At 66.5% G+C, this 20,819-nt stretch carries 16 protein-coding genes, 1 pseudogene and 1 other annotated feature; of the genes and pseudogenes, 3 read left to right on the forward strand and 14 right to left on the reverse strand.

Annotation, left to right across the window (positions count from 1 at the left end; genetic code table 11):
* Window positions 1-124 precede the first annotated feature (124 nt).
* Together AB0F40_RS00115 and AB0F40_RS00120 are read left to right on the forward strand one after the other, a co-directional pair.
* A complete protein-coding gene (locus AB0F40_RS00115) occupies window positions 125-1,447 on the forward strand; it encodes an extracellular solute-binding protein (RefSeq protein ID WP_357462259.1) in 1,323 nt (440 codons plus the stop codon).
* A 147-nt stretch (window positions 1,448-1,594) separates the two neighbouring features.
* Window positions 1,595-1,885 carry a hypothetical protein gene (locus AB0F40_RS00120; protein WP_357462262.1) on the forward strand — a complete coding sequence of 97 codons (291 nt, stop codon included), beginning with the start codon at window positions 1,595-1,597 and terminating at the stop codon, window positions 1,883-1,885.
* Window positions 1,886-2,262: 377 nt separating this feature from the next.
* On the opposite strand, the gene AB0F40_RS00125 is transcribed toward AB0F40_RS00120, so the two are convergent.
* The 7 genes from AB0F40_RS00125 to AB0F40_RS00155 form a co-directional block, all read right to left on the reverse strand.
* Window positions 2,263-2,688 carry a hypothetical protein gene (locus tag AB0F40_RS00125; RefSeq protein ID WP_357462265.1) on the reverse strand — a complete coding sequence of 142 codons (426 nt, stop codon included), beginning with the start codon at window positions 2,686-2,688 and terminating at the stop codon, window positions 2,263-2,265.
* Window positions 2,685-3,917 carry a hypothetical protein gene (locus AB0F40_RS00130; RefSeq protein WP_357462267.1) on the reverse strand — a complete coding sequence of 411 codons (1,233 nt, stop codon included), beginning with the start codon at window positions 3,915-3,917 and terminating at the stop codon, window positions 2,685-2,687. Before AB0F40_RS00130 ends, AB0F40_RS00125 begins: the two co-directional genes overlap by 4 nt.
* Window positions 3,914-4,777, reverse strand: coding sequence for a hypothetical protein (locus AB0F40_RS00135; RefSeq protein WP_357462270.1), 864 nt, complete (start codon window positions 4,775-4,777; stop codon window positions 3,914-3,916). The genes AB0F40_RS00130 and AB0F40_RS00135 overlap by 4 nt, the downstream gene beginning before the upstream one ends.
* Window positions 4,778-4,836: 59 nt before the next feature.
* Window positions 4,837-6,060 (reverse strand): lanthionine synthetase LanC family protein, encoded by a 1,224-nt coding sequence (locus AB0F40_RS00140; RefSeq protein ID WP_357462272.1) that lies wholly within the window; start codon window positions 6,058-6,060, stop codon window positions 4,837-4,839.
* A gap of 140 nt (window positions 6,061-6,200) precedes the next feature.
* On the reverse strand, window positions 6,201-6,539 hold the full coding sequence (locus tag AB0F40_RS00145) for a hypothetical protein (protein ID WP_357462274.1): 339 nt from the start codon (window positions 6,537-6,539) through the stop codon (window positions 6,201-6,203).
* The gene (locus AB0F40_RS00150) at window positions 6,536-7,492 is read right to left on the reverse strand and encodes an HAD family hydrolase (protein WP_357462277.1); all 957 of its coding nucleotides are present in this window, start codon (window positions 7,490-7,492) and stop codon (window positions 6,536-6,538) included. Before AB0F40_RS00150 ends, AB0F40_RS00145 begins: the two co-directional genes overlap by 4 nt.
* 376 nt (window positions 7,493-7,868) lie before the next feature.
* Window positions 7,869-9,103, reverse strand: a protein-coding gene (locus AB0F40_RS00155; RefSeq protein WP_357462280.1) for an IS3 family transposase whose coding sequence is annotated in 2 segments (ribosomal slippage) — window positions 7,869-8,824 and window positions 8,824-9,103 — 1,236 coding nt in all. Because the reading frame shifts where the segments join, the coding sequence is not laid out codon by codon here.
* Window positions 8,712-8,825 (reverse strand) — a sequence feature (AL1L pseudoknot). (Overlaps the previous gene by 114 nt.)
* Window positions 9,104-9,305: 202 nt before the next feature.
* Here AB0F40_RS00155 and fxlM point away from each other — a divergent pair.
* Window positions 9,306-10,553 (forward strand): methyltransferase, FxLD system, encoded by a 1,248-nt coding sequence (gene fxlM / locus AB0F40_RS00160; RefSeq protein WP_357462283.1) that lies wholly within the window; start codon window positions 9,306-9,308, stop codon window positions 10,551-10,553.
* An 8-nt stretch (window positions 10,554-10,561) separates the two neighbouring features.
* Here the strand turns inward: fxlM and AB0F40_RS00165 are convergent, their stop codons facing one another.
* The 7 genes and pseudogenes from AB0F40_RS00165 to AB0F40_RS00195 all read right to left on the reverse strand — a co-directional run bounded on the left by AB0F40_RS00165 (window position 10,562) and on the right by AB0F40_RS00195 (window position 20,705).
* Window positions 10,562-11,785 (reverse strand): lanthionine synthetase C family protein, encoded by a 1,224-nt coding sequence (locus tag AB0F40_RS00165; protein ID WP_357462286.1) that lies wholly within the window; start codon window positions 11,783-11,785, stop codon window positions 10,562-10,564.
* Between the two features lie 20 nt (window positions 11,786-11,805).
* Complete coding sequence (locus tag AB0F40_RS00170) at window positions 11,806-14,694, reverse strand: lantibiotic dehydratase (RefSeq protein WP_357462288.1); 2,889 nt, start codon at window positions 14,692-14,694, stop codon at window positions 11,806-11,808.
* A 463-nt stretch (window positions 14,695-15,157) separates the two neighbouring features.
* On the reverse strand, window positions 15,158-15,634 hold the full coding sequence (locus tag AB0F40_RS00175) for a GNAT family N-acetyltransferase (RefSeq protein ID WP_357462291.1): 477 nt from the start codon (window positions 15,632-15,634) through the stop codon (window positions 15,158-15,160).
* Window positions 15,631-18,504 carry an orotidine 5'-phosphate decarboxylase / HUMPS family protein gene (locus AB0F40_RS00180; RefSeq protein WP_357462982.1) on the reverse strand — a complete coding sequence of 958 codons (2,874 nt, stop codon included), beginning with the start codon at window positions 18,502-18,504 and terminating at the stop codon, window positions 15,631-15,633. Before AB0F40_RS00180 ends, AB0F40_RS00175 begins: the two co-directional genes overlap by 4 nt.
* A gap of 45 nt (window positions 18,505-18,549) precedes the next feature.
* Window positions 18,550-18,696 (reverse strand): annotated as a pseudogene (locus AB0F40_RS00185) (helix-turn-helix transcriptional regulator); the annotation flags it as partial.
* A 340-nt stretch (window positions 18,697-19,036) separates the two neighbouring features.
* Window positions 19,037-19,852, reverse strand: coding sequence for a hypothetical protein (locus tag AB0F40_RS00190; RefSeq protein ID WP_357462293.1), 816 nt, complete (start codon window positions 19,850-19,852; stop codon window positions 19,037-19,039).
* Window position 19,853: 1 nt separating this feature from the next.
* Window positions 19,854-20,705, reverse strand: a complete 852-nt coding sequence (locus AB0F40_RS00195) for a helix-turn-helix domain-containing protein (protein ID WP_357462296.1) — start codon at window positions 20,703-20,705, stop codon at window positions 19,854-19,856.
* Between the last annotated feature and the right edge of the window lie 114 nt (window positions 20,706-20,819).

The raw sequence follows: 20,819 nt of genomic DNA on the forward strand, positions 1-20,819 counted from the left end.
CCGCACCCCGCTGCCAGCTCGGCTCCGCCCGATGCGTGCCCAGCCTGCAAACACCCCACCCGTCGAGAGGAACCGCTCCATGCCCCGCTCCACATCAACCCACCGACCACGCCGGCACCGACGGATGATCGCCATAGCCGCCGCACTCGGTGCGCTCCTGGCCCTGAACGCATGCACCACCGGGCCCCGCAGCGCTGGAAACGTGGACTCGTCCGTTGGGACCGATGCGCAGGCTGACGTGCTGGCCGAGGGCGGTGAGCTGCTGGTCTGGGCTTGGGAACCGACCCTGGCACAGGTGGTCGAGGACTTCGAGGCCGAGTACCCCAACGTCGACGTCGAGCTCGCGAATGTCGGCACGGGCAACGACCACTACGTCGCGCTGCAGAACGCGATCAGCGCCGGCTCCGGCGTCCCCGACATCGCCCAGGTCGAGTACCACGCCCTGCCCCAGTTCACGATCGCCGACTCCCTGGCCGACCTGACCCCCTACGGCGCCAGCGACCTCGGCCGCACGTTCTCCCCGGGTACCTGGGATGCCGTCACCGGCGGCACCGACGCGGTGTTTGCGTTGCCGATGGACTCTGGACCCATGGCCCTGTTCTACAACGAGCAGGTCTTCACCGAGGCCGGGGTGGCCGTGCCGACCACGTGGGACGAGTTCGCTGACGCCGCCGAGGCCCTCCAGGACTATGACCCGGACACCTACATCACCGCGGACAACGGCATCAGCACCTTCACCACGTCGATGATCTGGCAGGCCGGCGGCCACCCCTTCACCGTCGACGGCACCACCGTGACCGTGAATCTGGCCGATGAAGGCACGCTCCGGTTCGCGAGCATGTGGCAGCAGCTCATCGACCAAGGCCTGGTCGCGGATATCTCGGACTGGTCTGACGAGTGGTTCCAGGGGCTGTCCGACGGGTCGATCGCCGCACTGGTGACCGGGGCTTGGATGCCCGCCAACCTCAGCACCGGCGCCGGCGCGGCGTCCGGGGACTGGCGGGTGGCCCGGATGCCGCAATGGACCGAGGGAGCCAACCAGACCGCTGAGCTCGGTGGGTCCTCTCTCGCGGTTACGCAAGCCAGCCGAAACCAGGAGCTCGCATACGCGTTCTTGAAGTACGCGAACATCGGTGACGGCGTCGCCACCCGACTGGACGCCGGTGCGTTCCCCGCCACGATGCGCGACCTGACCGACCCTGGCTTCCTGGCGCAGGAGCCGGAGTATTTCGGTGGGCAGCAGATCAACCGGGTCCTTGCCAACTCCGCCACCCACGTCATCCCCGGCTTCCAGTACCTGCCCTACCAGGTCCACGCCAACAGCATCTACCCCGACACTGTCGGCCAGGCCTACACCGGCACCACCACCCTCACCGACGGACTCGCAGCGTGGCAGGACGACATCGCCCGATACGGCACCGAGCAAGGCTTCACCGTCGAGCAGTAGCTACGGCAAGCCCTCAACCAGACGCATGAGGGGCAGCCGCGCGGTGCGGCTGCCCCCTCATCTTGTCCAGACGCGCCAGAACGGGCCGTCAATGCCCTCCATCAGGGCGTCACGCAGTGCGACCGGCTGCACGTCGTGATGGACCAAATGATCAACCTCGAGCCAATGAACGTCGGGCTCCGCGTCACGGTCGTGCTCTCGGGCGGACAACACTTGTGCCTCGAAAACCAGGTCCACTGCGTACTGGGCGTCGTCGCCTGTCCTCTGATGTTGTTCGACACCGCCGGCGAAGCCGGTGATCCTGGCAGTCAGGCCGGCCTGTTCAGCTATGTAGTCGACAAGGCTGCTCTGCACGGGCATCTCGGGTCTGACCAGGCCGCCGGGCAACGTCCACGACGCGTCCGCGTCTCGGCGGACCACTGCCAGCTGACCGCCTGACCGGATCAGTGCGTGCACCGCCAGCTGGCCGACAAGTCGTTGAACGGCTGCCCTGGCTTGAACCTCTCCCTTGCCTTGCCCGGCCGTGGGTGCACTGGTCCTCGGGGTGTTTCCGCGTGGCGTGCGCACGAAGCCGAGTTCCGCGTCAGAGGCCGCGCGTAGGACGCTCCGGAATGCCTCCCTGTAGCGAACACTCGGCCATAACACTTCGCCCCGTTCGTAGCGTCCAATGTCTTTGGTCCGTAACCCGCCAAGGCGCCCAGTCCGCGCACGGATGTACTCGTTGACGAGAACGGCCAGCTCCGATCGCGACATCGGCCGGCCTGGAACCGAGGGTGAGCGCATTGCCTCTCGCCGCACACGCAGCTTTTCGTTCCTCATGCATCACCTGCTGCAAGACCCTGCCCGGTCTCCATGCCGGTGCCGCTGGACACCGTGATCGACAACAGGATGTCGTGGGTGACGTCGCCAGCCAGCCATCCGCGCCAGCGCCAGTCGCCCCCTGCGCCGCGACAAGGAAGGGCGGACAGGCGCAGGACCGCGGCGAAAAACGCGGCATCGCCCCACACAGGAATGCGCAGGTGTGCGTCGATGACACGGATCGGGCTTCCATCGACACTTCGCAGAGGGAGGGCGCTCGCGCCAAACTGCACGACGCAGTTCGCCGAGATCCCCGTGATCGCGGCCAAACGGCGCAGATGGATCCCTACCTCGGACAGCCGGGCCTTGCCCACCCGCAGCGGGTCGACTCCCTCGCGGCGTGTCTCGTCGCCGGCTCCGGTGCGAATCGCCGGGCCGGTCATGGGTCGTGCCTGACGGCGTAGGCGGCGAGCTCGACAGCGTCCTCGAGCTGATTGAGTAGACGGCCGGTCAGACCCTTCCCGGTCAGCCCCGCCACCTCGACAATTTGTTCAAGGCGGGCGCGGTGCTGATCGGAGATCGTCGCCCTGATCGCGACGTGCCGCAGGACTTCCTCGGCCGCGTACCCGTCACCCGAGCCCAAGGCCTCCCTGCCTACCTGGACCGCGACACCTGCGGCGGCGGGGTGCCGGTGTGCACGGGCGATGACGGCGACAGCAGCGCCATACCGTGCCCGGAAGTACGCGTACCCATCGCCCGGGCTCCTGCTGGCCCGGTACCGGTCGACCATCACGCTGGCAGCGTCGTACCTCTTCGCGGTCGGCGCGCACAGCGCCGTCAGGCAGGCAGCCAGGTCGTCGTCGATGTCCGAGGGCCTGTCCGACTGGGCTATGAGGTCCCGGGCGACGTTGCCGTCCCGGGTCAGCAGGCGCGAGATGGCCTGGACCTGTCGGCCTTCCAGCAGACGTTTGCCCGTCCCGCCGTAGGTGCGGGCAAGGTCGGCAGCCTCAGCCCAACGACCGACATGCGCGAGAGCCGTAGTTCCGCCGACGAGGAGCTGGGCCTGTGCCAGCGCGACGAGCCGGCGGTGCTCCTCCGGGGTGCTGTTGACGTCACCCAGCGGGAGAATCAGCGGCTGGATTCCTCGTTCGGCCTGAGTTACCGAGTCGAGCTCGATCGTTGCTCTGCGGTAGGTGGCCTCCAAGATCCGGACCAGCAACGCTAGACCACGGTCCGGGCCTGGGTCGGCCTGCAGCGCGGTGCGCGCGAGACTGGTCGCCGCCCCGACGACCTGCCCTGCTTCCAAGGCCGTTAGTGGGCGTGTGAGCCCGGTGTAGAGCTCGATGTGCCGGGTGATGATCTGTCGGGCACGGTCCAGCTGGTGGCAGTCTCGGGCGATCAGCGCGGCACCGGTCAGCACCTTGCCGGCCTCCTGGACCACGCGTGGCTCGTCGGTCTCGGAAAGCGCCGCTCGCGCAGCAATCGTGACCCGGTCCAGCCGGGCACGCAGCGGCAGGCATGCCGGGCGACGCCGGGCCGCCAGCGGGAAGCAGACCCCGATCTCGCCCTTCTCCACTCGTGCTGTCCCGGCCGAGGGTGGTGTGCCCCGACCCAGTGCGGTATCGATAGGCGACTGCTCTTCCTGGGTGGTTCTTGACGTGGTAGTGCTCATGAGGCTCGCCTTCTCAGTGCGCCGCGGGTCGCGACGGCGAGGATGGTCTGGTCTGTCCTGGTCAGCCCCAACCGGTCCCACTGGGCCGCGAGCGCGAACTGCAGCTGGGCGCGCAGGTGCGCGACGCCTTCGGCGTGCGGTAGGCCGCTCAGCTGTGCAGCCGAGCCAAGGCTTCGGGCGATCACGAGCAGGTCCGTAGCCCACGGGGTGATCGCCCCGCCAAGAGTGTGAGAGGCAGGTGCCTGCCACAGCAGGGTCAGGAGGTCGGTCAGGCCATGTGCACGGACCCGGGCCGATTCGTTCAGCCCACCCGCGTTGCGGCGCGCCAGGGAATCCAGGACATCCGAGGACATCCCAGCGTCGAACCCGGCCTCAGTGCAGACTGTGCGGGCCAGGATCCCGAGGACGTGCGCGGTGCGCAGCGGCGATCGATGGGTCTCTGGTAGGCCTAGTTCACGCAGGTAGGCCAGCGTGCCACGCGAGTCCGCGCGGTGCAGATCTGTCGCGGCGCCAGGTGCCAGCCGATCGCAGGACAGACCCCCGATAACTGATCCCGTCGTCGGGCCAACAGGGCTAGGCGCGCACCTGAGGTCCGTGGTCCAGTCCTGCAGGATGCCGCGCTGGACGAGCCTGTTCAGTGCCAGGGCGATGCGCGCCCGATCGACGCCGTCCAGGTGCACATGCCATCCGCTCGCGTCTCGCAGGAACCACCATGTCCCCCGGGTCGCAGCGCAAGCCTCGTCCAGGTGCGGCCCGACGGCGTGTGCGCCCAGGCTCGTGATCGCGTCGACCTTCGAGAACTCGATCTCGACCCGCAGGCTGGTTGCTGCGGCGCGGCGCGGCCCCGGTGAACCGGGCATGCGGGCACGTCCCGCGCGGGGCCCGGGGCGTGCAGGGGTGATTGCGGTGCTGGGCTGGTTCATGAGTCGGCCCATGCAATGCCCAGGCACCGGTCCCAGCCGCAGACTGGCTCCCAGCGGCGTAGAAGGGTTTGGTTGGCCAGCCGGGTCCCGGACCGCCCTGTCAACAGCGCGGTGTCCTCGGCCCAGCCGCGGCCGGTGCGGGCCAGAGCTTCGGCCGCGACGGTCAGGCGTTGCCTCAGCAGCGGGGATGCTGCGTCCTGCACGGCCCGGAACGCCGTCTGGTAGACCCCCGCTGTCCCAGTGACCAGCCCTGGGTCGGTCAGCCGGCCCAGCGACTGGGGGCTCAGGGCCGATGCCATCGCCTGCTCGGCGGTCTCTCGCCAGGCAGGCTCCCCTGTGACAATGCCCGCCATCTGCAACGCACGGGCGATCCCTACTGTCCCGACCCATGTCGGTGCCGAAGGTGTGGCCTGAATGCTGCGGCCAGTGCGTAGCTCGTCCAGGGAGAGCCGGTATGGCCACCACGGCCCGTCAGGACCGTCCTGCTTCCAGGCGTCCAGCCATCCGACCAGGCTGTCGAAGGCCGCCTTCGGGACCTGGTCGCCATGGCCTGCCCGTATCGCGCTGGCCAGGAACGCCAGCAATCCTGCAGCGCCCTGCTCCATCCCAAGTTCCGCGTACCCTTCGTGCGGGGCGAACAGGCGCGGATCGGCCCACCACCCCGGCACCCGCACCCCGTCCAGAGACAGGTCCCGCGTCAAGTCGACGACATGGTCCACCACCCTGCTAAGGGTTCGACTGTGTGGCGCGCGGCGCAGCAACAGCACACCGAGACCGATGAGACCGTTGAAGAGGTTGACCTCGTCGATCAGGGGTGCGAGGCCTGCGGCCTTGCGCTCTTTGATCGCGGTCAGGTGCGCCGCGGTGAGAGTCTTGACGACCTTGTCCAGGTCCACCAGCACGTTCGCGTACCGGGCCGTGCCGTCCACATCGGCAGCATCGAATACGAATGCCGCTGCTGGCGCACCGTAGAACAACCCCTCAGGAAGTGCGCCATCGCCGCGCAGCTCGCGTGCCGTCACCGACCGCGGGTCGTACGCGTGCGTCACCTCGTCCCACGAACCGAAGCTGGTCAGGGCCAGCTCGACGTTCAAGAGCGCTTCACCGAGCGCACCATCGACGAGCGAGATGTTCCGCTCGTGCGCGGGACCAGCGGTGCGGTGCCCGGCACGGTCGCTCGGGGGCTGAAGGTGGGGAACGGGGTTGCGGGTGACGTTCATGGTGCTACCTCGGTAGTGATCAGTGCGAGTTCGAGTTCCGTATCCCACGGGCTGTCCTCGGACGGTCCCGTGGAGCGCGTAGTCGTTGATGGTCCGTGGCAGTTCGGGCGGGTAGTCCGTGGTCGGGACGGGGCGTCTGGTCATGTCCGTGTCACGTCCAACGTGTAAGTCGTGGTCTCGGCGCAGTCCTTCTGCCAGGCGGGCCGGCCATCAGACGTGAGCGGGTACGCGTATCCGGCCAACGTGATCACGTGTGCGAGGTCGCGCTGACTCGTCTCGATGCCCGAAGGCATGTCGCTCAGGTAGGTCCACCGACCTTCAGGGGCCGCAGCCCAGACTTCGCAGGTCGGTGATGTCGGCCCCAGGCCGGCCAGTGAGATCCGGATCGACGCCCGACCCTCGGGGCTGGTCCACTGGTCGAGCTGAGTGCGGATCACCTCCACCAGCGCGGCGGGAATCTCGGTGTTCGTGGCGATCACCCCGCGGCGGGGGCCTGGGCTGAGAGCCGGGGGTTTGGCAATGATTGCAAGACAGCGATGACGCCCTGCTCGTCTACCGAGCCGGTAGTTTCGTCCGCAGCAGCGCGGACCTCCTCGCTGGCCTGGCCCATCGCCACTGCCCGCGCGGCCCAGTGGAAGGCCTCGATGTCGTTGACTCCGTCACCGACTGCAACGGTTCGCTCTTGCGAGACCCCGAGCCGGTTCCGCACCTGCTCCAGTGCGCTGGCCTTGGACAGACCGGCGGGCGTGACGTCGATCCAGTCCGGACCGTCAGAGTGCGCCGTGACACCCAGATCGTGGAGAGGCTTGAGCAACTTGTCGACGATCCCCGACCCGGACAGGACGACGCGAGGCGCGGGCCGCTCCCAGAGCTCGACTGTTCCATCCACCGTCCGCTGTCTGCCGTTGAGCTGGCCGTCAGCGAATTGTCGGTTGACCAGATAGCCCCACCCGGTGTCCTCGACCGCGACCCGAAGTTCGGGGGCAAGCGCCAGCCCCATGCGGACAACGGGCGCGACATTGAGCGTGCTGGCGTCGACTAGGACGTACCCACCAGGTGCCTGCGCGTCTAGGCGCGCGGTAATCGCGCCGTTGGACGCAACCACCCACCCGGTCGGGCCAAAGGCATTCGCGATCGGCAGCGCGCCCACCAAGGATCGTCCCGTGGCGACCACGATCTCGTGGCCGCTGGCACGTGCCGACCTGACCGCGCCAGCGGTTTCCGGGGGCACATCGGGGCGCCCTGGGCCGGTCAAGGTGCCGTCGACGTCCAGGGCCACAAGCCAGCCCGGAACGACGCCCGCACCCGTGGAACCCATCGCAGGGCCGCCCGCTAATGGCGAGACCTCGATGCCCCAATCGTGTGGGCCGATCGACCAATAAGCATCCATGGTTAATATCGAACCGTCCGGCAACGGGTCGCCCCAGGGCACCCATGTAGCACCCCTGTGGCAGGTCTGTTGCAACAGGCTTACCCCACCCGCGAATGTCCGTTACACGGCGAGACGGCACAACGTCGCCGAGCAAGTGATCGTGATTCCAAACGTCCCGAACGATCTTCTCGGAGCGCCCGTCCTCTTCACGCCGCTCCCACCGATACGGCGTCGAACGATCCAACCGCCCTGATCCCGCACGATGATGGCTGCCTGATTCCGGACGACGTATCGATGCACCGTCTTGGCAAGCGGATCTTGATGCAGAACGCCATGAGATTCCTGAGGGTCGTGTCGGGTCGATCGCCCGGACAAAGTGCCCGACACTGCGACGTGCCATTGAAGGCAGTTCCAAGTCCACTGTCTCGCCCCGGGTTTAGTGGAGGCTCGGAACTGACGCGTCGACGGTAGTCGGCGCGGGGTTGTGACGGTAATACGCCTCTTCGAACTCGGTCGGAGGGACCAGGCCGATCTCGCCGTGCAGGCGATGGTGGTTGAACCAGTCGATGTACTCAGCGATAGCGAGCTCGAGGTCGTCGATGTTCTTCCACGGTCCCTTGTTGCGCACGAGCTCGGCCTTGAACAGGGAGTTGAATGCCTCGGCCAGGGCGTTGTCGTAGGAGTCTCCGGTCGAGCCGACCGAGGCGACGATGCCTGCCTCGGCGAGGCGTTGGGTGTAGCGAACAGCGACGTATTGAACGCCCTTGTCGCTGTGGTGGGTCAGCCCGCTCACGTCCTGCCCGGTCCGGGTACGGTTCCACAGCCCCATCTCCAGGGCGTCCAACGCGAGGTCGGTGCGCAGCGACTTGGAGACCTGCCAGCCGACCACCCGGCGAGAGAACACGTCGATCACGAACGAGGCATACGCCCAGCCGGAGAACGTGCGGCAGTAGGTGATGTCCGCGACCCACAGCCGGTTCGGGGCGGTGGCGGTGAAGTCGCGCTCGACCAGGTCCGGGCGGGTCTCCGGACCGGTGCCAGCCACCGTGGTGCGCGGCCCTTTGGCCCGGGTGATGCCCCGCAGTCCCGCGGTCCGCATCAGTCGTTCGACCGTGCAGCGCGCGATCTGGTGGCCCTGCCGGTGCAGCTCGGCGTGCATCTTGCGGGCGCCGTAGACGCCGTAGTTGGCTCGGTGGACCTGCTCGATCACCTCGGTCCTGGCCGCGTCGGTGACCGACCGGGCCGAGGGCGGGCGGGACACGGCCGCGTAGTACGTCGACGGGGCGACCTGTAACACCCTGCAGATCGGCTCGACCCCGAACTCCTGACGGTGGGTCTGGATGTAGTCGACGATCACCTTTGTGGGCGGTCGAGCTCCGCCGCGAAGAAAGCCGACGCGCTGCGCAAGATCGCGTTCGCCCGCCGCAGCTCACGCACCTCGCGCTCCAGCTCCGCCGACCGCTGGGCATCGTCGCTACTCGTACCCGGCCGGTCACCGGCATCGATCTCGGCCTGGTTGACCCAGTTCCGTAGCGTCTCCGGATGGATCCCGAGCTGCTCACCCACCCGCCGTAACGCGCCAGGCTTCGTGGCCGGGTCCTTCCGCAGGTCCACCGCCATCCGGATCGCTCGCTCCCGAAGCTCCTCGGGGTACTTCCTCGGTGCAGCCATAACTCTCATCCTTCCCTGGAATGAGAGCCTCCATCAGACCCGGGGCGAGACACACCGTTCTTGCGTCGGCAAGGTGACGCGGAATGTAGCAGCGGCAGTGGACCGTGGCCCGACGGTGACCGTTGTGGCATCTGTGTGGCATCTGGACTCGTTGCGCCGGTTCGTCGGGACAGCGAATCCAGCCGGCTCGTAGCCTCTGCGCGTGGACGAATCGAACAAGGAAGCTGAAGCACTGCGGGCCGAGATGCTGGACCGGTTACGAAGAATTCAGGGTCACCTCGCCGAGGATGTCGCTGGAGCGATGAGTGTGGTTCCGCGACATGTGTTTGTTCCACAGGTGTCGTTGGAGCGCGCTTATGGCGCTGGGCCCGTGGTCACGCATCGTGACGAGCAGGGCGTGGCGATCAGCTCGGCCTCGGCTGCGGGAACGGTGGCCGGGATGCTCGAACAAGCACAGGTCCGACCGGGGCATCGGGTGCTCGAGATCGGGTCCGGTACCGGTTACAACGCTGCTCTGCTCGCGCATCTAGTCGGCCCGTCCGGCGCGGTGACAACGATCGAGTACGACACCCGAGTCGCCGACGCGGCGCGCCATGCCCTGAGCGCCTACGGTGCGGAGCATGTCAATGTGATCACCGGGGACGGGACATTGGGCAGCGTGGAGGACGCGCCCTTCGATCGGATCCTGGTCACGGCCGGGGCATGGGATATCCCTTCCGCGTGGCGCGATCAGCTGGCACCCGGGGGCCGGCTGGTTCTGCCGCTGCGGCTACGCGGCCTGACGCGCGTGGCCGCGTTCGAACGAGACGGCCAGGCGCTGCGCAGCTTGTCTGTGGCCGAGGACGGCTTCATACCGATGCAAGGCATCGGAGCGGTGGCGGAACAGAACGTCTCGATCGGTCCAGGGCCTGACCTGACCCTGCGCGTCGATGACGGACAGCCGATGGACTATGCCGCGCTCGCCCAGGCCCTCGACCGGGCGCCGTCGATCGTCTGGACCGGCGTCAGCGCGCCGTGGGCGTGGACGGAGAACCTCGACTTCTGGCTGGCCACATTGCCTGGGTTCTGCCGGATCTTCGTGGATCAGGACGCGGTCGCCGCCGGACGCGTCCCACGTCCGAAGGACTCTTGGGGAGGATCATGGGGTGTCTTCTCGGGCGGCTCGGTCGCATATTTGACGGCACGCCGCACGGGCGGCTCTGACGATATGCCCATGCTGGAGGCGGGCGCCTGCGGCTTCGGACCTGACGGCACGAAGCTAGCCCGCGCGTTGGCCGATCGCGTGACCTCCTGGAAGCGGGAAGCAGACGGCATCGAGATCACGATTGAGGCTTGGCCGAAGGGTGACCTACCGGCCGACCACGAGGCAGGGGCGCTCCTGGTCGTCGACAAGGCAGAGAACACCTTTGCCGTGCAGATCTCGGAGCGTACGGCATCTGTGAAGGCTTGAGGTTCAGGTCAGGACAGCAGCATCAAGGCGTCCCAGGAGGTCCTGACCGAGGCAACCGGTAGGTCCGCGTGCTCGGCCAGCGCGAGACCCACACCGGCTGCCCCGGTCAGGAATCCCGGGTTGTCAAAGGTCTGCGCATGGTCACGGTGACCGACGACGAACGGCCTGTTCAGATCCAGATCCCTCGCGACTGTGCGCACGGCGATCTGGGTGACGGCATCGTTCATTCCTGTGGCGCAACGCATGACCCCAGCGAAGCCGTGGCAGAGGGTCGGTCCTTCGGCGTCCCACTGGTCCGGATGTTCAGCGAGGGCGGTCAGCTCGGCGAGCGATGTGCCGACCAAGTGCGGATCGTTGAGTGCTCGGCCGGCTAGCAGCAGCGCACGGCTGATTCCAGGCACGCCGTAGCACCACGCAGTTGTCCGTCCATCCCGGGACACCGCTGCATCAGCGTCGAGCTCACTCCCCGTCAGATAGGCGGGCCAGCCACCCGGTGCGGCGCGCCGCTCGCTCAACCACTGGGTGGAGGACCGGAGTGCAGCCTCTTGACCGTCGACGGTGTAGCCGGCGACCGCCGCGCGGGCGAGGAGGGCCACTGGCCCAGCGACACCATGAGCCATCCCCGTGGTGGCGGCGCCCGATGCGTCGACGCTCGGAGCCACGGCGGGTGGGTGCTGTTCGGGCGCGGCCCACCAGCCAGGTCGGCGTCCGTCGCATTCTGTCAGCACCGTGGTGAGGGTCCCGAGGGCGGCCTCGAGCCCGGCTTCGCCGGTCGTGTGACCTTCCGTGACCGCCGCAAGCAGTATCCGTCCGACGCCGGCCAGCCCTGAGATAACGTCGTAGACGTACCAGGGTGCGCCGCGGCCACCAGCCCGCAGATGGGCTTGCTGGTGCTCGGCCAGGGACCGTGCGTAGACGGATGTCCAGTGCGCGGCACGGCTGACTGCGGCCTGGTTGACGTCGGGGTCGGGCAGGTAGGGCGATCCGATGATCAGCGACGCGGCCAGGCCGCCAACCGCGTGGTAGACCCCACCGGCGGCTGTCGTTCGTGTAGCCAGGTCGGCAGCATGTGCCCAGTGGACCGTGGCTGCTCGCTCGAAGCCTGGGTCAAGCCGTGAGAGGCGAGCGTGCAGCAGCGCCGTGCCCGGGAGCCCGTCGGCAAGGGTTGCGGCAGCGCCTGGCCGCACTGCCGCGATCACGACCTCGGGGTCGAGCAGCCGTTCGGCGATCATCGTTGCCGCCGCCCCTGCGTTCATCGCCGTCCCTTGGCGAGGAGTTCAGCGGCGAGCGCGCGCGCTTTGCGTTCTCGGTCTCGGTCCCCGAGCAAGCGGTTGGCGTGCATGTGGATCATCGACGATGCGCAGTCGGTGCGACGAGACTCGGGGACGTTGTCGCGGTACGTCGCCAGTGCGAGCGCGCGCCGTTCCCACGCGTCCCGGACGGTGCCGTCCAGCGGACCTGTGGTCATGGCGGGTGCGGTGGCGCGTAGCGAGTTGACGTGCCGTCGTGCCGCGCGGTCGAGACGGGGACGCCCGATGGCGTCTGAGTCGGCCGTGGTCAGTATGCGAGCGATTGCTAGTGCCGAGAGCGCGACTTCGGTGATCTGCTGGTCCTCGTTCGGTTCTCTGGACAGAACGTCGAGGGCCAGCAGTCCGTCGGTGTGGAAGACACGCTCTGCGGCCTCGATGGAGGTTGGTCCGCCGTACCTGTCGATCTCGGGCGCGTATGGCTCGACCACGAGGTTGCTCACGACTCCGAGCGTCATCAGTTGGGCGCACCGTTTCGAGATCTCGGGAAGCACACGGGTAGTCAGAGCTGCCGGGTCGCCGGCGAAACGGACGCGCAGGTGGGGCCCGTGGGCCGTGCTGTTGTATCGCAACCAGAACCAGCGGTCGATGTCGTCTCGTAACTCGTCAGCGACCTTCGCAATCTGGCTGAGGACGTCGTCCTGGAGACGAGTCGGCACCACGAGGGTCAAGGAGAGCCATTCCGTCCCAGGTAGGTAGATCACGGGGTCGGCGCTGGTCGTGGTCTGAGGCCACGTGCGGGCTGGTGTTGTCGGTTGCCGGCCTTTGAGCGGGATGACGAGCTCTAAGAGGTGACCACCATCGGGGCCGGCAACGACTCCCTGGATCGCATCGGGTCCGCCGGGCTGCTCGGTCAGTGTGTCGGTCCCGCGTCGGGCGTACCGGCGGAGAAGGTCTCGGTCACGCGGATCGTCGAGATCCAGCGGAAGGCGCCGGTCAGCCTCTTCGGCGACTACGACCTGCGGCAGGCACGGGACTGTGGTCGCCCGCCACCGGGCCAGTTCGCTCGCCCAGACCGTAGAGTCGGAAGCCGCCGCGACCAAGGTTTGAGGAAGGCGCCAGCGGGCCGGCGACAAGATCGTCCTGCGCCAGCGGATTCGCGGTTGGAACGGCGCGGCGGACAGCGGCCCCCAGGACCATGTATGCCACGGGCGAGTGCCGGCGGCCGAGAGTTGTTGCAGCAGTCGAGCGACGGGTGGGATGTAGGACGGTCCGATCCGGGAGAACAACGTCGGGGTGACGCATTGAGCTCGTTCACGTGACCAGAGGACGAGACGGTGTCCGTCTGACACGAGTTCGAGGTCGTCGAGTGTGAGGTCGCCGGGTCGTGGGGCGACTCCGACGCAGATGCGAGTTTCTGCGAAGTCTGCAGGCGGGGCCACGGTGTCCAGCTTGGCAATGCGTGGCCGGACCACCACTTCAGCTGCCACCACGGATTCCGTCCGGGGCATGTTCCAAGCGGCATCGGGAAGCAGCGATGCGAACCGACCTGTGCTCGACCCGGCGTCCTGTGTGCACCCCATGTACATGGCCAGCTGGAAGCGGTCCGCTTGAAGATCCATTGGCGAGGCGGAAACGACCCTCGTGTACACCTCGCCGGTAGGCGGCGGCGGGACGCCGTCGTCTGGGACTCGCAGCCCGGCGATGGCTGGATCGTCGAGCTCTATCTCGAGCTCGCTCGTGGCTGTTGCCCGAGCTATTAGCTCTGCCAGGACTCGTCCGCGCGCCCGGTCTGCATCGTGATTCTCGATGCGGGCATCAACGTCTGTCTCTCCCAGACCGGCGACCGGGTCGATGACGGACAGCAGCGGCACCCTTCTGCCGATTCCGTAGCGTTCGACGAACCGAGCGTGATAGTCGTCCAGGTTCGTGGCCGTCGGGGTGATGCTCCACAGGAGAGCGATCGCCTCGGCTGCGTCGTCCAGGAGCGATGCGGGGATGTCCAGATCGGCGTCCACGGCAACATCGATGGTGATCGGGCTGGTGTGCCGAGCGATCTTGTCGCACAGGTCCCTCGCTGCTGTGAGCAGCGCGAGTCGTTGCGGCGCACCGGGCGGGTGGAGGTCAGCGTCCTGCAGGTGTTCACGGATCGCTGCAAGCACCGCGCCGACATCGCTGGCCTCGGGCAACTTGGACAGGATGTGGCCCAGCGGATCCTGTGCGATGTCCTGAGGGAGAAGGTCGGTCCGCAGGTGTCCGGTACGGATCATCTGCTGGACGGTCTCGCGAATCTTCTCCTCCGGCGCGTCGTTCCATGCATCGAGGACCGCCGCGGTGATCTCGTCCGGGATCGCGCCGGCCTTGCATGTGCGCATGATCAGTGCGACGACGGGTGTGGCCCGCAACGTCATGAGCACAGGGGCGCCCGCGTCGTCTGCTTGTTCGTGCTCGAATCGGTCTCCGCGGCGCGTCACCAGGCTGTTGGCCGTCAGCAGGAGGCGCTGTACGACGCCTGGTGCCTCGACCAGCTGGCGTACGAGATCGTCCAACCACGCACCGCTGGGCATGCTTCGGGCCCGGTGAGCGGAGCCCATCTGTAACCGCGCCGAACTCCTGGTCGAATGAGCAACCTGGACTCCAGCGAACGCCCCACGTGGCGTTGCACGATTACGGGCTCTTTGCTCATAGGCACGGACCGTCAGTGCGAGTTGGTTGTCGGCGGCCAGGTCCGCTGAGGAGATGTTACCGATGGAGCGGGACGCAAAACGCACCGCCTCGAGAAGCGGCCCAGCCAAGGCTTCGCCGCGTTGAGCTGCCGGCTCGACTGGAAGCAGCGGAATCCGTGCCACGACCGGAAACTCCGACAGCCACTTGACCGTTTGTGCCCGCCCCATCGGAATCAACCCCTACTTGCAGGAGCAGGTCGGCGTGCAGCCGACGCTTGGGCACTCCTTCGAGCACCCGTCGGTCGTCGTGTCGGAGCACGCAGCGTTAGGCGTCGTGGGAAGAGGAATCGACCTCACATCGAGGTCGAAGAGATCTGCGGTAGTGCGATCCAGGACCGCGGAGAGTTCAGCCATGAGAGACCCTTTCGATGGGTGACGGTTGGTCGCTCCCATCGAACCGGCGGCTTGGGCCGCGAGACATTGCACCCGTGCGGCATCCTTGTGGCATCGGTGTAGCACTACCTCGACGCCACGCCTCGGAGGCTCGGACGATTAGTAGCGCTGGCAGTCCAACTGGCTCGCCTGACGGCGAACCCGCTCAGCGCTGGCTGCTCGATTCAGCGTTGCATGGATCAGACGGCTCGGTCAGAGCCAGGCGCCATGGGGGTCATCCCCTGGCTTGTTCCGGTCTTCAGGCCACGATGAGCTCGTACACCGCCCGGTCTTTGCCTGGGCCCTTGAAGTCGCGTGTCACCTGGACGCCGTTGAGGGCATAGTCGCCCGGAACGTTGACGAATCCGAGCTTGCGCCAGGTGGAGTCGGCACCCGAGTTGTCAGACTCAGAGGTGAGGTAGAGCCGGCGGCATCCCCATGATTCGGCGACAGCAAACACGGATCCCACGAGAGCGTTCGCAACGCCACGGCGTCGATAGTCCGGGTGCACCATGACGTCCTGCAGGTACACGTCAGCCGGTTCATCCTGGCTTCGGAAGCCGATGATCGCTCCCGCAAGCTGCCCGTCGATCATGGCGACGGGGCAGGTGGTGGAGAACAAGGTCGCATACGCCCAGTAGTCCGAGCTTGTTCGCGGGCGGATGTACGGCTCTCCGAGGGCCATCAACTCGATGATGTCATCGGTCATGGCGACGGTCAGGCTGGTGACGTTCACGTTTTCCTCTCAGACGGCTGGGACAGCAGGGCGACGATGTCACGGGTTGCGCGCAGCGGGTTCACCGACTCGGTGACACTGCGTCCGACGATCAGCGTGTCCCAGTGCGGACTAGTGATCACGGCGGGGTCACTTGCAGTGAATCCACCGGAAACTGCGACGGGCAGGCGCGTCCAGTGCCGAAGCTGCTCCGCTCGGCGCAATGGGTGCCGGCCTGCCGGTCCGATGTCAATATTGGTGGTTACCGCAAACCCATCGACGCCGGCTCGCATCATGTCCTTCGCCCATTCGGGCGTATGCAACGCAGCGGGCGCGTCAAGCAAGATCGCGGTGTCCAACCGCCGAGCCGCCGCAGATGCAGCTGCCACGCTGGCCAGCGTGGCAGGACCGATAAGCAGTACTGCGTCTGCGCCGTGGGCAACCGCGGTCTCGACCTGATCGCGTCCCCAGTCCGACGACATCATCTCGGCCACGACCACGGCATCAGGCACAGCTACCTTGATTGCTTCGATCGCCGCGACGCCGTGCGCCTTGATCAACGGATCCCCAACCTCGACGAACGTGGCGCCACCCGCGACCGCGGCGCGGGCCACGTCCACCGCGAGCGCCAGGTCGCCCAGATCGAGAGCGATCTGAAGGTGCCTGGCACCTCGCAGCCGTCGGTACCACTCGCTCGCCGGTCTCCGCGTGGTTGTCTCACCACCATCGTTGCTGAGGGTCACGGCGACCTCGGCTCCCTCGCGGGCCACGATGCGGGATGCAGAACCAGCAGCTAGCTCTGCGATGCGGGCGGCGCGAGTCGACGGCACCTCCAGTGCGCCGGCACGGATCTCGCGCAGCAGGGGTACAAGTGTCCGTTCGTTGCCGAGCGTGGTGACAGCGGGCAGCCGGCCACGTAGCAAGGCAAGCCTGTCGAGGAGCGCTCGGACGTATCCCGGCGCTTTTCGCCATGACGGGTCAGCCTCAATTTCCCGCAGGATACTTTCGACGTGTTCGAAGCCATCGCTTCGTTGGGTCAAGGCGTCGAGTACGCGTGACCGTACGTACCAGTTGGTGTCGTTCAGCAAGGTTGGCAACTGGAGCGTAAGTACATTGTCGGGCACCTGGCACAGGACTCGCGCGACGGCAGCGCGGACCTTGTAGTCGTGGTCGGCGGCAAGAAGCTCGGTGCCGTGAGCGACGACGGGCGCCGCGGGGCGCATCCGTGCCAGACCGTCCGCGACAGCGGCTCGGACACGCCAGTCGTCATGACCTAGCAGCGAGGTCAGAACGCCTGCTCGTTCCTCCTCCTTGGCGAACAGATCGAGATGGCCGGCAATGAAAGCGGCCACTTCGACGTCGCTGAGGTCGGCAGTACGGACGAAGGCCGCAGAGGCTTCACCATCCATTGTCTGTGCTATGTGATCCGCAACATTCGTCCATATGTCGGATCCGTGTTGCCGCAGGAGACCGAAGAGCCATGCGGTTCGCTGCTCGTCGAGTGCGTCGCCGATGTGCGGCTGATGCAGAAGTGCTCGGGCCAGGAGAAGCGCGGACGGACCTTCGGTTTCGCACACGCGCACGCATGCGCGAAGTACCTCGGGACCGGCGAAATTCGCACCGTCGGTGGCAATCTCCAAGAGCTGAGCGGTCGCGCGTGAGCCAACCAATGCGGGAGCCAAAGCGACCGAGGCCATCAGATGTGGTGCCGACTGATCCAATGCCATGACTGTGAAGTGCAACAGCCCAGCTGCCACGGCATCGGACTCAGCTTCTTTGGCCATTTCGGTGATGAGAGATACAAGGCGGGAACGCCCCCAGCCTGGTGCCGAAAGCGCGATCCGGGTCGCGGCAAAGTACTCGTGAATCAGCGAGTGCGCGAATTCAAAACTGCCGTTGGGAGCACGTTGAGCAAGAGCAGGGGGTACGGCTGAAACCTCACGATTGTCAGTGGCGAGCTCACCGACCACGGAACGGAGACGGGGACCCAGTGAGCTGATCGCAGCGTCGCCGAGAGAGCGAACCAGGCCGTCTGCATCGACGTTGCCAGCCGTAGCTAAGGCGCGAACGCAGTGATCGACCAGTTGATACGGGCTGATGCGATCCGATGCGACAAGCGGCCCTGCGCTACGCAGCAGACTCATGAACAGAGGGAGACGGATCAGGTCGCGTACGGATGGATGAAGTACCAGGAACTCGGGGACTCCAGGGGGTCGTTCACGGTCCCAGGCAGCTCCGGTGCGATCCAGGCTCCATCGTGAGGTCTCGTGCGACGTATTGCTCCCACGTGGGTGGATGGTCGCCGAGAGCAAAGGAAAGACCGCAACGTCTGGCACCGGTGGTGTCCGGATGGCCAGAACGAAGCGAAGGTTCGGTGTCGTGACCTGTCGCAGGAGTGCGTCGACAGCGCGCGCCGTCGAGTCGAATTCTTCCGGTGTACCGATGGCGTCGATCGTCACGACCAATGGTCGAGTCAGCGTTCGAGCGAACGTCTCTAGTGTGAGAAGCGGCTCGTGGCCCGGTGCGATCGACCCATAGCGCAGAATCCCTGAGGCGAGGCCCTCGGAGCCGTCACGCGAAGCGAGATGAACCTGAAAATCAGCTCGCCCGGCGAATACTGTCGCAGCATGGCGCACTAGGACGGACTTGCCCGTTCCGGCTGCGCCACTCAGCAGGAATACACGAGCATTTCCGGTGATGAAGTCATCGATGGCGGCGAGCCCGGTGCTGTCAGGTATTACGGTCCCGCTCTCGAGGGCAACGGTCGTCGCGGCAGTGCGCGAGGTGGATGCCGCCGCGATATCGGGGGACTCCGCCGGGCGACCGGTGCCGTTTCCGCTTGCCGGCGATGTCTCGTCAATTAGGTCCCCAAGATCCTCGAGGGAAACCATTAGGGCCTGTGATAGTGGGCCTCGCAGGTAGGCATGAGGTGTCGTTGCCCCAATTTCCCATCGGGCGACCGTGGTGCGATCGACGCCCAGTGCCTCGGCTAAGGACTCTTGTGACAGTCCAGCTGCTCGACGCCTTTCGATCAGCCGCTCACGCCGCACTGTCGGTGGTCGTCGTGTGTGTTGCGCGGTCATGCTCCCCCCAGGTCTCAATTGTTTCCTCGTAGGTCAGAATCCCTGACGCGACGAGTGCTGCGGTACGAGCGAGAAAGCCACTCAGCTCTGAGCTCTGACCGCAGTGCGTCATGTCATTTCAGCCAGCGTCGGGTTCTGTTGGGCGTCGTGCTGCCAGAGCCCGCATCTCTCGGATCTGGGTTGCGGGCAGCCACAGTCGCCTGTCGCGCGCAAACTGCGTGGCAAGCGTCGCCTGCGATACGCCGAGCAGGCCGCGGCGCGCAGCGAGGTGGTCATGCCACCCCACTGCTCGTGTTGGTCTTGCCCCCATCGCTCTCCTCTCGTCGACACCGTCGGCTCGTCAATTCCCGCCGCTGTAGGCAACGGTCGCGTCGTCGGAGATCTTGTTCCGTGGCCAGCGTTTCGCTTCTGGGTCGCTGGCCTCAGCGGCCCGCACCTCACGTATCAGCGCCTCCGGTCCGCGGTACTGCAGCAGCTCAAGGACTCCAGGCCAGTCGTGGATGCCGAAGAGATCGACCACGCGCGCAGCCCCGTCGCTGAGGACCGCAACCTGACGCACCTCTTCAAGTTGGACCTCGCCGGTCATCGCGTGCCGAGCAGCGTCTGGGTCAGTGGTGGCCACCCAGTACCCGTCCGGGACGTTGCGGGCAGCCAGTTCGGCGTGCTTCATACGCACCAGTGCTGCTGGCTTCTCGGGATCGGTGGCAGCCATGGCATCAGCCACTGCCCGCTCGGCTGATGCGGTCTGGCTGACGCGCTGATCACTAGTCACCCGGATGCCGCTTGCCGTCTCCATCACGACCGTCACGTCGCCCAGGACCAGGTAACGCAGAGCATCGCCAGCGACATGCACGATGGCAACAGCCGCAGACGGCGTTCCGGGATGGGTCAGGTCGCAGGTGTCTCGGTGCAGATCAGCGGTTCGCTGGATCGCTGCTGCGAGTGCGTGTGCTGGTTCCCCTGAGGCGTTGCCCTGCAGCTCTTGAACGATGGCATCGGCCAGATGCTGCGCAAACCACGCCACGCCATGGATGCAGCCGGTCTCTGTGCGGGCAGTGGCACCATCGAGCAGGACCAAGAGGCCAGGCGTTGTTGCCGTGCTGTCCTCACTGCGTCGGTCGAGGGCGCCCGGTTCGGCGGCTATGGCGAAATGCATCTCAGCTCCCGCCGTGCGCATACAGCGGCGTGATGCGCTCGATCGACAAGTGCTCGCGGTGGTTCGTTGTACCAGAGTCCGGTCCGGAGGTGCAGGCAAGGATGGCCGAGAATCTACGGTCCTTGACTTCCTTGTAGAGCGCGTTGAGGTTGTCCGCGACGAACTGGGCCGCTCCGAGGGTGCCTTGGGCGTGAATGCCTGCGAGGTAGAGGAACGTGCCCTTACCGTCTGGTCGCGGCAGCCTGCCGATGTAGGCGTAGTCGGTGGGCTCGCCTCGGTCTCTGGGCGAGCGGTACTCGGTGCCGGTCGTCTGGTCGACCAGGAACCAGCCCTGGTCGTCGTTGCCGAACCCGATGTGGGGGTCTGCTCCCATCGCTTGGCCGACGAACGGCAAGAGACGCGGACTGGTGAGGACGACGAGGTTGTCCCGGTTCAGGTCCACGAGGCCGGGCGGTGGCACCATCTCGTGCTCGGAGTCGAGGCCGCTCGCCTTGGCCGCACTGGCGAGGGTCTCGTAGGCCGCAAACGTCTCAGCGGACAGCATGTTGCTGGAGTCGTCCCGCCCGGCCTCCAACTTGCTGCCGATTGCGAATGTCAGCAGACCAGCCCCGAAGAAGGCTCCTTCCTGGCGCGTGCCGGCCGAGAGCATTTTCGAGATGCGGGAGGCCGATACGCCAAGCAGCTGGGCCATCTCATTCTGGGTCCAACGCATGGCCTTGAGCTCTTCCAGCGCCTCACGCCGCATCCGGGCAAGTGCGCGCCCGATCTCCTGGTGTTCATCGATCCGCGCCGACAGCGCCACTGCCCGCTCTGCTGGGTCGCTGATAGCGGTCACGGACGTCAGGTCCGTCATAGATCCTCCACCTCGTTGACGGGGCATGTAACACCCTAATCACTTGATGAGGGGTTGAACACCCTGAGGCGTTAACCACCTAGCAAATGTGAACACTGTTGATAGGGGGTTGAC

Source organism: Promicromonospora sp. NPDC023987, from assembly GCF_040639055.1.
Lineage (GTDB): Bacteria > Actinomycetota > Actinomycetes > Actinomycetales > Cellulomonadaceae > Promicromonospora.

Coding starts and splice junctions, on each gene's coding strand:
- AB0F40_RS00190 (WP_357462293.1), bottom strand. CDS start 19,852: ATGCATTTCGCCATAGCCGCCGAACCGGGCGCCCTCGACCGACGCAGT.
- AB0F40_RS00115 (WP_357462259.1), top strand. CDS start 125: ATGATCGCCATAGCCGCCGCACTCGGTGCGCTCCTGGCCCTGAACGCA.
- AB0F40_RS00180 (WP_357462982.1), bottom strand. CDS start 18,504: ATGGTTTCCCTCGAGGATCTTGGGGACCTAATTGACGAGACATCGCCG.
- AB0F40_RS00170 (WP_357462288.1), bottom strand. CDS start 14,694: ATGGGGCGGGCACAAACGGTCAAGTGGCTGTCGGAGTTTCCGGTCGTG.
- AB0F40_RS00165 (WP_357462286.1), bottom strand. CDS start 11,785: ATGATCGCCGAACGGCTGCTCGACCCCGAGGTCGTGATCGCGGCAGTG.
- AB0F40_RS00135 (WP_357462270.1), bottom strand. CDS start 4,777: ATGCCCGGTTCACCGGGGCCGCGCCGCGCCGCAGCAACCAGCCTGCGG.
- AB0F40_RS00130 (WP_357462267.1), bottom strand. CDS start 3,917: ATGAGCACTACCACGTCAAGAACCACCCAGGAAGAGCAGTCGCCTATC.
- AB0F40_RS00195 (WP_357462296.1), bottom strand. CDS start 20,705: ATGACGGACCTGACGTCCGTGACCGCTATCAGCGACCCAGCAGAGCGG.
- AB0F40_RS00140 (WP_357462272.1), bottom strand. CDS start 6,060: ATGAACGTCACCCGCAACCCCGTTCCCCACCTTCAGCCCCCGAGCGAC.
- AB0F40_RS00125 (WP_357462265.1), bottom strand. CDS start 2,688: ATGACCGGCCCGGCGATTCGCACCGGAGCCGGCGACGAGACACGCCGC.
- AB0F40_RS00120 (WP_357462262.1), top strand. CDS start 1,595: ATGATCAACCTCGAGCCAATGAACGTCGGGCTCCGCGTCACGGTCGTG.